The organism is Micromonospora sp. CA-111912 (genome assembly GCF_050948415.1).
Taxonomy (GTDB): domain Bacteria; phylum Actinomycetota; class Actinomycetes; order Mycobacteriales; family Micromonosporaceae; genus Micromonospora.
In genome coordinates, this window is sequence record NZ_CP192007.1 from 1,252,730 (window position 1) to 1,265,607 (window position 12,878).

At 70.8% G+C, this 12,878-nt stretch carries 11 protein-coding genes and 1 other RNA gene; 9 read left to right on the forward strand and 3 right to left on the reverse strand.

The genetic code is table 11. The features are described 5' to 3' along the window. Positions 1-36 precede the first annotated feature (36 nt). Positions 37-2,958, forward strand: coding sequence for a preprotein translocase subunit SecA (gene secA / locus ACQPZO_RS05740; protein ID WP_433347701.1), 2,922 nt, complete (start codon positions 37-39; stop codon positions 2,956-2,958). Between the two features lie 192 nt (positions 2,959-3,150). On the opposite strand, the gene ACQPZO_RS05745 is transcribed toward secA, so the two are convergent. Both ACQPZO_RS05745 and ACQPZO_RS05750 read right to left on the reverse strand, forming a co-directional pair. Further along, complete coding sequence (locus ACQPZO_RS05745; protein ID WP_433347703.1) at positions 3,151-3,753, reverse strand: Rv3235 family protein; 603 nt, start codon at positions 3,751-3,753, stop codon at positions 3,151-3,153. A 100-nt stretch (positions 3,754-3,853) separates the two neighbouring features. Next, entirely contained in the window at positions 3,854-4,081 is a 228-nt protein-coding gene (locus ACQPZO_RS05750) for a helix-turn-helix transcriptional regulator (RefSeq protein ID WP_387016962.1), read from the reverse strand. A gap of 187 nt (positions 4,082-4,268) precedes the next feature. On the opposite strand from ACQPZO_RS05750, the gene ACQPZO_RS05755 reads away from it, so the two are divergent. Beyond that, positions 4,269-4,778 (forward strand): DUF6912 family protein, encoded by a 510-nt coding sequence (locus ACQPZO_RS05755; protein WP_433347706.1) that lies wholly within the window; start codon positions 4,269-4,271, stop codon positions 4,776-4,778. Between the two features lie 67 nt (positions 4,779-4,845). Here the strand turns inward: ACQPZO_RS05755 and ACQPZO_RS05760 are convergent, their stop codons facing one another. Then, positions 4,846-5,931, reverse strand: a complete 1,086-nt coding sequence (locus tag ACQPZO_RS05760; protein WP_433347708.1) for a hypothetical protein — start codon at positions 5,929-5,931, stop codon at positions 4,846-4,848. A 448-nt stretch (positions 5,932-6,379) separates the two neighbouring features. Between ACQPZO_RS05760 and pruA the strand changes: the two genes are divergently transcribed. From pruA to ssrA, 7 genes are all read left to right on the forward strand, one after another. After that, positions 6,380-8,008, forward strand: a complete 1,629-nt coding sequence (gene pruA, locus ACQPZO_RS05765; protein WP_433347709.1) for an L-glutamate gamma-semialdehyde dehydrogenase — start codon at positions 6,380-6,382, stop codon at positions 8,006-8,008. 166 nt (positions 8,009-8,174) lie between these two features. Then, positions 8,175-8,690 (forward strand): PadR family transcriptional regulator, encoded by a 516-nt coding sequence (locus ACQPZO_RS05770; protein WP_433347711.1) that lies wholly within the window; start codon positions 8,175-8,177, stop codon positions 8,688-8,690. Positions 8,691-8,856: 166 nt separating this feature from the next. Beyond that, entirely contained in the window at positions 8,857-9,978 is a 1,122-nt protein-coding gene (gene prfB / locus ACQPZO_RS05775; protein ID WP_433347713.1) for a peptide chain release factor 2, read from the forward strand. Between the two features lie 118 nt (positions 9,979-10,096). Continuing rightward, positions 10,097-10,777: a cell division ATP-binding protein FtsE gene (gene ftsE / locus ACQPZO_RS05780; RefSeq protein ID WP_117665857.1), complete on the forward strand. Its 681-nt coding sequence runs from the start codon at positions 10,097-10,099 to the stop codon at positions 10,775-10,777. Positions 10,778-10,844: 67 nt separating this feature from the next. Beyond that, positions 10,845-11,720 carry a permease-like cell division protein FtsX gene (ftsX, locus tag ACQPZO_RS05785; RefSeq protein ID WP_433347715.1) on the forward strand — a complete coding sequence of 292 codons (876 nt, stop codon included), beginning with the start codon at positions 10,845-10,847 and terminating at the stop codon, positions 11,718-11,720. Positions 11,721-11,855: 135 nt separating this feature from the next. After that, on the forward strand, positions 11,856-12,335 hold the full coding sequence (gene smpB, locus ACQPZO_RS05790; RefSeq protein WP_433347717.1) for an SsrA-binding protein SmpB: 480 nt from the start codon (positions 11,856-11,858) through the stop codon (positions 12,333-12,335). A gap of 107 nt (positions 12,336-12,442) precedes the next feature. Beyond that, positions 12,443-12,819, forward strand: a transfer-messenger RNA (tmRNA) gene (ssrA, locus tag ACQPZO_RS05795). Positions 12,820-12,878 lie beyond the last annotated feature (59 nt).

Genomic DNA, 12,878 nt, shown 5'->3' on the forward strand with positions numbered 1-12,878 from the left:
ACGATGGGTCGAGACTGTCTAGGGGAGCGTTGATCCGTGTCGATTCTGGAAAAGGTCCTCCGCGCGGGCGAGGGCCGTATGGTGCGCCGGCTGAAGGCCATCGCCGCCGCCGTCAACTCGATCGAGGACGACTACGTCAACCTCACCGATGACGAGTTGCGGGGGCTCACTGATCAGTACCGGGAGCGGCTGGCCGACGGCGAGACCCTCGACGACCTGCTGCCGGAGGCCTTCGCCGCGGTGCGCGAGGCGTCCGCCCGGGTGCTCGGCCAGCGGCCGTACGACGTCCAGGTGATGGGTGGGGCGGCGCTGCACTTCGGCAACATCGCCGAGATGAAGACCGGTGAGGGCAAGACCCTGACCTCGGTCATGGCGGTGTATCTCAACGCGCTGTCCGGCAAGGGCGTGCACGTGATCACGGTCAACGACTACCTGGCCCCGCGTGACGCCGCCTGGATGGGGCAGGTGCACAGGTTCCTCGGTCTCACCGTCGGCGTGGTGCTGCCCAACCGGCCGGCCAGCGAGCACCGCGCCGCGTACGAGTGCGACATCACCTACGGCACCAACAACGAGTTCGGCTTCGACTACCTGCGCGACAACATGGCCTGGTCGAAGGACGAGCTGGTCCAGCGGGGCCACAACTTCGCGGTGGTCGACGAGGTCGACTCGATCCTGATCGACGAGGCCCGGACGCCGCTGATCATCTCCGGCCCGGCCGAGCACTCGGCCCGCTGGTACGGCGAGTTCTCCGGCGTGGTGGCCCGGCTCCAGCCCGGCAAGGACGGCGAGGGCGACTACGAGGTCGACTATGCCAAGCGCACCATCGCGGTGACCGAGCGCGGCGTGGCGAAGGTGGAGGACCGGCTCGGCATCGACAACCTCTACGAGTCGGTGAACACCCCCCTCGTCGGTTACCTGAACAACGCCATCAAGGCTAAGGAGCTGTACAAGCGCGACAAGGACTACATCGTCAGCGACGGCGAGGTCCTGATCGTCGACGAGTTCACCGGCCGCATCCTGCACGGGCGCCGCTACAACGAGGGCATGCACCAGGCGATCGAGGCCAAGGAGGGGGTGGAGATCAAGCAGGAGAACCAGACCCTGGCCACCATCACCCTCCAGAACTACTTCCGCCTCTACGAGAAGCTCTCCGGCATGACCGGTACGGCCCAGACCGAGGCGGGCGAGTTCAACAAGGTCTACAACGTCGGCGTGGTGACGATCCCGACCCACCGGCCGATGGTCCGGGAGGACCGGGCCGACGTCATCTACAAGACTGAGAAGGCCAAGTTCAACGCGGTCGTCGAGGACATCGCCGAGCGGCACCAGGCCGGTCAGCCGGTGCTGGTCGGCACCGTCTCGGTGGAGAACTCCGAGATCATCTCCCAGCTGCTGCGCCGCCGGGGCATCCCGCACTCCGTGCTGAACGCCAAGTTCCACGCCAAGGAGGCGGAGATCGTCGCCCAGGCCGGGCGCAAGGGCGGGGTCACCGTGGCGACCAACATGGCCGGCCGGGGCACCGACATCCTGCTCGGCGGCAACCCCGAGTTCCTCGCCGCCAACGAGCTGCGCCAACGCGGCCTCGACCCGGCGGAGAACGAGGAGGAGTACGCCAAGGCCATGGAGGAGGTCCTGCCCAAGTGGAAGCAGGCCTGCGAGGCCGAGGCGGAGGAGGTCGCGGGCGTCGGCGGGCTCTACGTGCTGGGGACCGAGCGGCACGAGTCCCGGCGGATCGACAACCAGCTGCGCGGTCGGGCCGGCCGGCAGGGTGACCCGGGCGAGTCCCGCTTCTACCTGTCCCTGCAGGACGAGCTGATGAAGCGGTTCCGGGCCGGCGCGGTCGAGGCGGTGATGGACCGCTTCAACATCCCCGAGGACGTGCCCATCGAGTCGAAGATGGTGACCCGTCAGATCAAGAGCGCCCAGGCCCAGATCGAGGGCCAGAACGCCGAGATCCGCAAGAACGTCCTGAAGTACGACGAGGTGCTCAACAAGCAGCGCCAGGTCATCTACGCCGAGCGCCTCCGGGTGCTCAACGGCGAGGACCTCTCCGACCAGGTCCGCAACATGATCGACGACGTGATCGGCGCGTACGTGATCGGTGCCACCAGCGACGGCTACGCCGAGGACTGGGACCTCGAACAGCTCTGGGCCAGCCTCAAGCAGCTCTACCCGGTGGGCGTCACCCTGGCCGAGCTGGAGGAGGAGATCGGCTCCCGGGCCGGCTTCGACCAGGACTTCCTGCTCGCCCGCCTCAAGGAGGACGCGAACGCCGCCTACGACCGGCGCGAGGAGCAGCTCGGCGAGGAGGGCACCCGCGAGCTGGAGCGGATGGTGCTGCTTCAGGTCATCGACCGCAAGTGGCGTGAGCACCTCTACGAGATGGACTACCTCCAGGAGGGCATCAGTCTGCGGGCGTACGCCCAGCGTGACCCGGTGGTGGAGTACCAGCGCGAGGGCTTCGACATGTTCGCCACCATGATGGACGGCATCAAGGAGGAGACGGTCGGCTTCCTCTACAACCTGGAGGTCCAGGTCCAGGAGGCCGAGGCCGAGGTTGAGGCCGAGGAGGTGCAGCTGCTGGACAAGCCGGTGGAGATCCGGGCCAAGGGCCTGGGTCGCGCCCCCCAGCAGCAGGGCCTGCAGTACTCCGCACCGACCATCGACGGTGAGGCCGGAGCCGGGGCGGTCGCCGTGGAGCGGCCCGAGGAGAAGGCCCCGCCGGTGCGCGCGGCCCGCTCCGAGCGGCCGGCCCGGCCGGCGGCCCCGCCGGCCCCCGAGGCTCAGCGCCGCCCGGCGGCCTTCGGCGGGAGCGGGCAGGCCGTGGCGGCCAACTCCGCCCGGGAGACGGTTCCGGCCCGGGGAGAGGCCGGCGGCCCGTCGCGTAACGCGCCCTGCCCGTGCGGCTCCGGCCGCAAGTACAAGCGGTGCCACGGCGCGGCCAACGGCGGCAACTGACCCGTCCGGCGCCGCCGACAACGGCGCCCGTCCCACCAGCGAGCACACGAAGGGGCCCCGGCGAACGCCGGGGCCCCTTGCTGTCCGCCAGGTCGCCCCGGCTTCGGCCCCGTGCCCGGCCTGGCTGCCGGCCCGCTGCGGGGACCGATTTCCGGCCCCGGCCTCGGGGCGCGGGCGCAGCCGTCGGGGCGGTCAGACGAGCTGGAGTACGGTGCAGAGCCAGCGACCGCGCCGATGCTCCAGACGGAGTGCCATCGCCCAGGTGTGCCCGGCGGCGCTGCCCAGGACGGCGGCGGCCTCCACGGCCGCGGGGCGGGGTTCGCAGACCCGCAGTCGGCGCAGCCGCACGGTCGGGCGGGTGGAGCGGCGACGGACCGGGCCGGTGCGCGCCGCCGCCCTGGTCAGTTCGTTCATCACGTCCGCCGAGCAGGCCGGCTCGCTCATCGGGCGGATCTGCCCGAGCGGCCGGTAGCCGTTGAGGATCTCCAGGCAGGTGGTGACGAAGCGCTGGACGGCCCGGGTGGCCTCCGGCGTGGCCGTGACCAGCGCGGCGGGCGGCGGGGCCGGTGAAGTGGCCCGCCCAGGACCGCCAGGGGCGGGGCGGGGGTCGTGCGGGCGCCCGCCGGGGCGGGCCGGGATGCGGCGGTGCGCCTCGAACAGGTCGAGGGCCAGTTGGGCGGCGACCGGGCGGGGCCAGCCCTCGGCCGGCTCCTCGGTGAACGGCGGGTCGAGCGGGGGCGCCGGTCGCACCCGGACCGCAGGACGGACGGGCCCGGGACGACGGGACTCAATCATCGAAACCCCCGCTGCTTGCGTTTGCCTTCGTTTGCCTCCGACAAGCTCGATTCTCGGCCAGGATAATGCCCGCGGTCAATGCCGCTCGGTGCGGTGGCCGCTACTCGGCGTCGCGGTCGTTCAGCGGGTTGTCCCGGACCCACTCGGCGGTCTCGGCGTATTTGTGCTGGATGTACTCCTCCAGGCGGGCGCGCTCGACCCGCCAGTGCCCCCGACCGCCGACCTTGATCCCGGGCAGCTCACCGCTGCGCACCATGTGGTAGACCTGCGAGTCCGACACGTTGAGCTCGGCGGCCACGTCGGAGAGCAGCAGGAACCTCGGCTCCATGAGAACTCCCGGGGTTGACGTCGTTTGCCTCAGTTTGCCATCCACTGCCGACAGCGTCGCCGACCCGCCACCCGCGCGGCAACCTCCCGTGCGGCGGGTGCGGGTGTATGACGGTCTAGGCGTACGGCATGATCGGCGCCCGGGGCCGGCGCACGCCGGCCGGCAGGCGGAGCGGGGGAGACGACCGGTGACCGAGGAGCTTGTCCGGGTGTACGTGCCGGCGATCGTGCCGATGCTGGCCCGCCTCCCCGAGCAGGGGCTGCCCGAGACCGACGCCCACACGGTGACCCCCGCCCTGCGCGAGTGGTACACCGAGGGCGACGAGGAGGAACTGGAGTACGTCGCGTTCACCCGGGCCGCCCAGGACGCGCTGCTCCTGCTCCGGGACGACCCGGCCGCGCCCCGTCGGCGCGCGGTGGTCGCCGTCGACGTCCCCGCCTCGGCGCTGCGGCGCACCGACGACGTGCTCGGCTCCAGCGCCGTCCGGCTGGTCCGACCGGTGCCGGTGACGGCGGTGGCCGCGCTGCACGTCGACGGCGACGACGCGCGTGACGACGTGGCCGCCGCCGCTGCCGTGGCCGCCGAGGCGCTGGCCGACGACCCGGACGCCCAGTTCACCGTCGACAGCGCCGAGGACCACGAGCTGGAGTGGTACGACGTCAGCGAGCTGGAGCAGCTGCTGCGCGCGGCGTCCTGACGCCGCCCGCGCACCCCGTGTCCGCCGTACCGGCGGGTGGGGCGGTGCCGGGGGACGGGTCGACCCGTCAGCGGTCGGCCGCCGCCCCCGCCGCCTCGTCGTCGGCCGCCGTCTCGGTGGCGTCGTCGCCCGGAGTGGGGCCCAGCGTGCGGCCGAAGGCGATGAGCGCGGTGAGCGCGCCGACGAAGAGCACCCAGATCCCGTTGTCGATCCGCGAGGTGCCCAGCGAGGTCTGGGCGACCGCGTCCGCCTCGCTCAGCGCGCCGGCCAGGTCGAGCAGCGAGCGCCCGCCGACCCGGATGATGATCTCGGCGAGCAGCAGGAGCAGGCCGGGACCGGCCCCGGCCAGCAGGTAACCGGGCCAGCGGGGGGCGGGCGAGGCCTGGTCGCGCCGCTCGGCGCGCCGCCTGGCCCAGGTGAGGTACCCGAAGGCGAGCAGACCCGCCAGCAGCCCGGCGAGCAGGGACTCCGACCGGGACACCCACTTCGCGGCGCCGACCATCGACTCCTGGGTGTCGCCCGCGCCGAAGAGGTCGAACAGCGGGTCCCGGGCCCGGCTGAACGCCACCACGAAGACCAGCGCGCCGAGCGCGGCGGCGATGATCGCGCCGGCCACCCGGGCGTTGCCTGCGCCGGCGACGGCACCGCCGATGATCGCCGCCGCGGCGGTGGTGCCGGCGATGACGTTGGTGGTCGCGTTGTCGAAGTAGGTCAGGTTGATCGCCACCGCCGCCGCGAGCCCGACCAGCACCCCGGTGCCGACCGCGACGGCGAAGCGCAGGGTGACCCGCTCGACGCCCCGCCGGGCCAGCAGGTTGGTCGCCGCCAGGGCGACCGCCGCGCCGGCCACCAGCGCGGCCGAGATGACCCCGGGCAGCGCGAACGCGGAGAGGCTGATCGCGGTGACCCCCGCCTCGGCGGAGGTGATCACCGCCCGGGTGGACCAGAGCATCGCCGCCAGCCAGGCCACGGCCAGCAGCGCCAGCACGACCGCCCCCGGGGCGCGCGCCGGCGTCGTACCTCCGGCGGCCGGTTCCGGCCCCACGGGCGACGCCGGCCCGGCGGCGTCGCCGGGCTCGTCGGCCCCGGCCGGGGCGCCCTGCACCGGCTGGTCCGGCTCCGCGGCGGTGGCGCTGCCGGGCTGGTTGCTCATCGTCTCCCCTTCGACGGACGCCCGGACCCGGCCGGCTCTGCCGGCGCACGGGCGGGGCTGGTCACCGGCCATCCAGCGTACGCGCCACCCGACCGCCGGCCCGCCGCCCGTCCGTCGCCACCCGACCCGCCCGTCCCGTGCCCCGGGCGGTGCGGGGAGTGGGCGGCGGCGGGCGAGGAATCGTAGGGGCGGCGAGGGCTGGGCGAGGGAATCGCCGGAGGTGGAGGCGGGTCGGCCGGTGATTCGCAGGGCGGGGGCCGCTGGGGCCGCGCGGGCCAGGTCGGGCGGGTGGGGCCGGGGCGGGGCGAAACCGGGGGTGCCGCGTGGGAGAATCGGCGCAGGTCCCGCCGCCGCGACCGGTGCAGCCCGCGGCGTACGGCGTCCGGCCGCCCGGCCGGTGCCCGCGGGTCCGATTTCGCCACCGCTGCCGAGATCGCCAGGAGCCCCGATGGACGCCGTGTTCTCCGTACCCGAGCCGCGTAACGAGCCGGTCCGTGCCTATGAGCCGGGCAGCGCCGACCGGGAGCGGCTCCAGCGACGCCTGGCCGACCTGGCCGGCGAGCGCCTCGACCTGCCGATGACCATCGCCGGCGAGCAGCGGATGGCCGGCGGCGAGTCGATCGATGTGGTGCAGCCGCACCGGCACGCGCATGTGCTGGGCGTCACCGGCCACGCCACCCACGACGACGCCCGCGCCGCCGTCAGGGCAGCCAAGGACGCCGCCCCGATGTGGCGGGCCCTGCCGTTCGAGGAGCGCGCGGCGATCTTCCTGCGCGCCGCCGAGCTGCTCGCCGGCCCGTGGCGGGACACCGTCAACGCCGCCACCATGCTCGGCCAGTCGAAGACCGCCGTCCAGGCCGAGATCGACGCGGCCTGCGAGCTGATCGACTTCCTCCGGTTCAACGTGCACTTCGCCCGGGGCCTGCTGGAGGAGCAGCCACTGTCCTCCCCGGGGGTGTGGAACCGCCTCGACCACCGCCCCTTGGAGGGCTTCGTCTACGCGGTCACCCCGTTCAACTTCACCGCGATCGCCGGCAACCTGCCCTCCGCCCCGGCGCTGCTCGGCAACACCGTGGTCTGGAAGCCGAGCCCGACCCAGCAGTTCGCCGCGCACTTCACCATGCGGCTGTTCGAGGCGGCCGGCCTGCCGCCCGGCGTGATCAACATGGTCACCGGGCGGGGCGAGGAGGTCTCCGACGTGGTGCTCGCCGACCCGGACCTGGCCGGCATCCACTTCACCGGCTCGACCAGGGTCTTCCAGCAGCTGTGGCGGACCGTCGGCGACAACATCCACCGCTACCGGGGCTACCCCCGGCTGGTCGGCGAGACCGGCGGCAAGGACTTCGTGGTCGCGCACACCAGCGCCGACGTGGACGCGCTGCACACCGCGCTGATCCGCGGCGCGTACGAGTACCAGGGCCAGAAGTGCTCGGCGGCGTCCCGGGCGTACGTCCCGCGGTCGCTCTGGGAGGGCGGGCTGCGCGACCGGCTGGCCGCCACCGCCGACTCGCTGACCTACGGCGACGTCACCGACTTCACCAACTTCGGCGGCGCGGTGATCGACGCCAAGGCGTTCGACCGGCACACCGCAGCTCTGGAGCTGATCACCGGCGACGGCTCCTGCACCGTGCTGGCCGGCGGCACCGCCGACGACTCGGTCGGGTGGTTCGTCCGGCCGACCCTGTTCGAGTGCACCGACGCCGCACACGAGACGTTCACCACCGAGTACTTCGGCCCGATCCTCGGCGTGCACGTCTTCGACGACGCCCGCTTCGACGAGGTCGTCGCCCAGGCCGAGTCGATCGCCCCGTACGCGCTGACCGGGGCGATCTTCGCCACTGACCGCCGGGTGGTCGACGCGGTGGCCGAGCGCATGCGGTATGCGGCCGGGAACTTCTACATCAACGACAAGCCGACCGGCGCGGTGGTGGGGCAGCAGCCGTTCGGCGGCGCCCGGGCCAGCGGCACCAACGACAAGGCCGGCTCCTGGCACAACCTGGTCCGCTGGATGTCGCCCCGGACGATCAAGGAGACCTTCGTCCCACCGACCGACCACACCTACCCCCACATGGGCTGACGCGTCCGGCGAGGGCTCCCGCCGCGTCGCGGGGGCCCTGGCCGTGCGCAGCGTGACCGGCCCTCAACGGACTGTCGCCCGCCGACAGTGCACAAAGGAAACCCTCCAGGGTGGCGAAACTGGCAAATCCTGGACGCCAGGTCGGCAAAGTGGCAGCGTAATGGGCATGGCGGATTCCGGAGTGAACCCTACGGCGGCGGCCCTCCTCGGGCTGCTCCACGAGGGTCCCATGACAGGCGGTCAGCTGATGGCCGCCGCCGAGCGCAAGCTCGCCCCGTACTGGTCGATGACACGCAGCCAGGTCTACCGCGAGCTGCCGGTGCTGGCCGAGCGCGGTCTGGTGCGGTTGGGCAAGCCCGGCCCTCGATCCAGCCAGCCGTACGCGATCACCGCGGCCGGCAAGCGGACGTTCTCCCGCTGGCTGGCCGAGGACCCGGGGCGGGACACCATCCGCAACCCGATCGCCCTGCGGGTCGCGTTCGGCGGCCTGCACTCGGCCACCCAGCTGCGCAACCTCCAAGTCTCCGCCAACGAATACCACAGCGAAGCCCTGGCCCGGGTGCGGGAGCAGGTGAAGAACGCCAAGAAGGAGGGCGACGCGTACGACGCCAGCGCGCTGGAGTTCGCCGTCGCCTACCACAAGGCCGCCCTGTCCTGGCTGAAGTCCGCCCCCGTCGGCTGACCCGATCGACGGCCCGCCACCCCGCCACCGGGCCGTCCCGGGGACTGCGTTCGCCCGTGACCAGCGCGGCCGACAGGCTCGCGCCCGTCGGCCGCGCGGACACTTTTCGCCCGCCACCGTGGGGCTCGCGAGCTGACCTGCCGTATTCGCAGTAGTCTTGTCTGTCGTGACCGCTGCCGATTACGCCGAACAGCTCAAGGAACTCGACGCCATCCTGCGCAACATCGAGGCTGTGCTCAACCTCGACCGACTGCACGAGGACAAGGCCCGGCTCGAGGAGCAGGCCTCCGCGCCGGACCTGTGGGACGACCAGGCCAAGGCGCAGCAGGTGACCTCCCAGCTGTCGTACGTCAACGGCGAGATCAGCAAGCTGGGCAGCCTGCGCTCCCGGCTCGACGACGCCCGCGTGCTGCTGGAGCTCGCCGAGGCCGAGGACGACCCCGGGGTGCTCACCGAGGTGGAGACCGAGATCGGCGGGCTCACCAAGGCCATCCAGGAGATGGAGGTTCGCACCCTGCTGTCCGGCGAGTACGACTCGCGGGAGGCGCTGGTGGCGATCCGGGCCGGGGCCGGCGGCGTGGACGCGGCCGACTTCGCCGAGATGCTGCTGCGGATGTACCTGCGCTGGGCCGAGCGGCACGGCTACCCCACCGAGGTCTACGAGACCTCGTACGCGGAGGAGGCGGGCCTGAAGTCCGCCACCTTCGCGGTCAAGGTCCCGTACGCCTACGGCACGCTGAGCGTGGAGTCCGGCACCCACCGCCTCGTGCGGATCAGCCCGTTCGACAACCAGGGCCGCCGGCAGACCAGCTTCGCCGGCGTCGAGGTGCTGCCGGTGACCGAGCAGACCGACCACATCGACATCCCTGAGAACGAGATGCGGGTCGACGTCTACCGGTCCTCCGGCCCGGGCGGGCAGAGCGTCAACACCACCGACTCGGCGGTGCGGCTCACCCACATCCCCTCCGGCATCGTGGTGACCTGCCAGAACGAGAAGTCCCAGCTCCAGAACAAGGCGTCCGCGATGCGGGTGCTCCAGGCCCGGCTGCTGGAGCGCAAGCGCCAGGAGGAGCAGGCCAAGCTGGAGGGGCTCAAGGAGAACGCCGCCGGCTCGTGGGGCGACCAGATGCGCTCGTACGTCCTGCACCCGTACCAGATGGTGAAGGATCTCCGAACCGAGCAGGAGACCGGCAATCCGACCTCGGTCTTCGACGGCGAGCTGGACAGCTTCATCGAAGCCGGTATCCGTTGGCGCAAGCAGCGACAGCTCGCCGGCGACGCTGCGTGATCGATCGCGGGCGGAGCGCGTCGTCGATCTCCCGTTAACCGGGTATTTCGATGACGCGCCTCGCATCGGCGGGCGTGGGGGCTTGGCTCATCGGTTACACCGCGTAGACTCACCACCCGTGATTCAGCTTGAGCAAGTGACGAAGACGTACCCGAAGGCGTCCCGGCCTTCGCTCGACAACGTGTCCGTCTCGATCGAGAAGGGCGAGTTCGTCTTCTTCATCGGTCCATCAGGCTCCGGCAAGTCCACCATCATCAAGCTGCTGCTGCACGAGGTGACCCCGAACAAGGGGCGGGTCGTCGTCAACAGCAAGGACGTCACCTCGATGCGCTCCTGGAAGCGACCGCACTTCCGGCGCTCGATCGGCTGTGTCTTCCAGGACTTCCGGCTGCTGCCGAACCGCACTGCGTACGAGAACGTGGCGTTCGCCCTCGAGGTGATCGGCAAGACCAAGGCGGTCGCCCGCCGGGTCGTTCCCGAGGTGCTGGAGCTGGTCGGGCTCGGTGGCAAGGAGCACCGCTACCCGCACGAGCTCTCCGGTGGTGAGCAGCAGCGGGTCGCCGTCGCCCGGGCGTTCGTGAACCGTCCGCTGATCCTGCTCGCGGACGAGCCGACCGGAAACCTGGACCCGGACACGTCGATCGAGATCATGCGCCTCCTGGACCGGATCAACCGCACCGGCACGACCGTCGTGATGGTCACTCACGACTCCAACATCGTGAACCAGATGCGGCGTCGGGTCATCGAGATCGAGAGCGGTCGCATCGTGCGCGACCAGGCCCGTGGCGTCTACGGGTGAGCCGGCGCTCCACCCCTGTGCAGCCTGACGACGATCACCTCACGCCGGAGACCCGGAGGAATTCCCGATGCGCGTGAAATACGTCCTGTCCGAGGTACTGGTCGGACTGTGGCGCAACGTGACCATGACCATCGCGATGATCATCACGATGGCTGTGTCGTTGACCATGCTCGGTGCCAGCGGTCTGATGTACAGCCAGGTAAACGACATGAAGGACCTCTACTACAAGAACATCGAGGTCTCGATCTTCCTGAAGAAGGAGGCCAACGAACAGCAGCGCGCCGACATCGACACCAAGCTGAAGAGCGACCCCCTGATCAAGGAGGTCGTCTTCGTTGACAAGGCCGAGGCGTACAAGCGCTTCCAGGAGATGTTCCAGGACGCGCCCGACCTGCTGAGCGCGGTCAAGGCGGACAGCCTGCCCGAGTCGTTCCGACTCAAGCTGGTCAACCCCGAGCAGTACCGGGAGATCTACAACCAGTACAAGGACACCGAGGGCGTCGACGAGATCGTCGACCAGAGCCAACTCCTGGACAAGATCTTCAAGATCCTCACCTCGGTCCAGAACATCGCCCTGGCGGCCGCGGCGGTGATGGCAATCGCCGCGTTGCTGCTGGTGGCGAACACGATCCAGGTCGCGGCGTACAGCAAGCGGCGTGAGGTCGCGGTCATGAAGCTCGTCGGCGCGTCCAACTGGTTCATCCAGGCGCCGTTCGTGCTGGAGGCCGTGGTCGCGGGCCTGATCGGCTCGCTGCTCGCACTTGTCGCCCTGATAGCGGCCAAGTATCTGCTGTTCGACGGCGCGCTCAGTGACCTTCAGGGACTGCTCTCCCCGGTCTCCTGGGGCGACATCCTCGTCGTTTTCCCGATCATGGCCGGCGTGGGTGGTCTGGTCAGCGCCGTCACCGCCTGGGTGACCCTCCGGTTCTACCTGCGGGTCTAGTCACCCCCGGGTCCGTCCGACGCGGCAGGGCCCTCCGACGCGGAATAATCCGCGCCGGAGGGCCCTTGTCGTTCGGGTAGCATGATCTCCGCTTCCGGCCCCGGCCGGCAGCCGCAACGAGGGGAGGTGGCGCCGATGCCACGGGAGAAGGGGCGCAAGGTCGTCGCCTCCAACAAGAAGGCGCGCCACGACTACGCCATCCTCGACACGTACGAGGCGGGCATGCAGCTGACCGGCACCGAGGTCAAGTCGCTGCGGGCGGGGCGGGCGTCGCTGGTCGACGCCTTCGCCCAGGAGCGCGACGGCGAGCTCTATCTGCACTCCATGCACATCCCGGAGTACACCCAGGGCACCTGGACCAACCACGAGCCCCGGCGTACCCGCAAGCTGCTGCTCAAGCGGCTGGAGCTCGACCGGCTGATCGGCAAGACCCGCGAGGGCGGCCTGACCATGGTCCCGTTGCAGGTCTACTTCTCCGACGGCTGGGCCAAGGTGGAGATCGCCCTGGCCAAGGGCAAGAAGTCGTACGACAAGCGGCAGGACCTCGCCAAGCGGGACGCGGACCGGGAGATCGCACGGGCCGCCGGCCGGCGTGGCAAAGGCATGGACGACTGATTCATCCCTGTTCGTCCGTTCCGGCACGCCGGAGCGGGCCTCGGGATGAAACCGGTTGCGGAAGGCGTTAGGCTTGTGTGGAGCCGCCGACAGGGGCGGCCCGTCGAGGGGGTGACTGGTTTCGACTTCGTACGCAGCGACAGGGGAAGCGAGCCGAGGAAGCCGACGTCGTCTCGAGAATCGGTCGTCGGAAACTTATAAGCGCCAAGAACAATCGCGCTGACTTCGCTCTCGCCGCCTGAGGCGAGTAGCTAAGTCTGTCGGCCTGGGAACGCCTTCGTCCCAGTCAGCCGGCATCAGTTAGAGGGCTGGCCAATCGGACCCGGTCGCGGGGTCCGTGCGGCGAGATTAATCAGCGACTGGGCCCGTCACACCAACTCGCTCGCGTGAGCGGTGGGGCCGAGTAGAGGCATAGCGAGCTGCGCTCGGAGAAGCCCTGACAAACCGGCGAAGGACCCGGGTTCGATTCCCGGCACCTCCACCACCTGACTGTGCGCCCCGGTCCACTGGACCGGGGCGCACAGTCGTGTCCGGGCCGGTGGA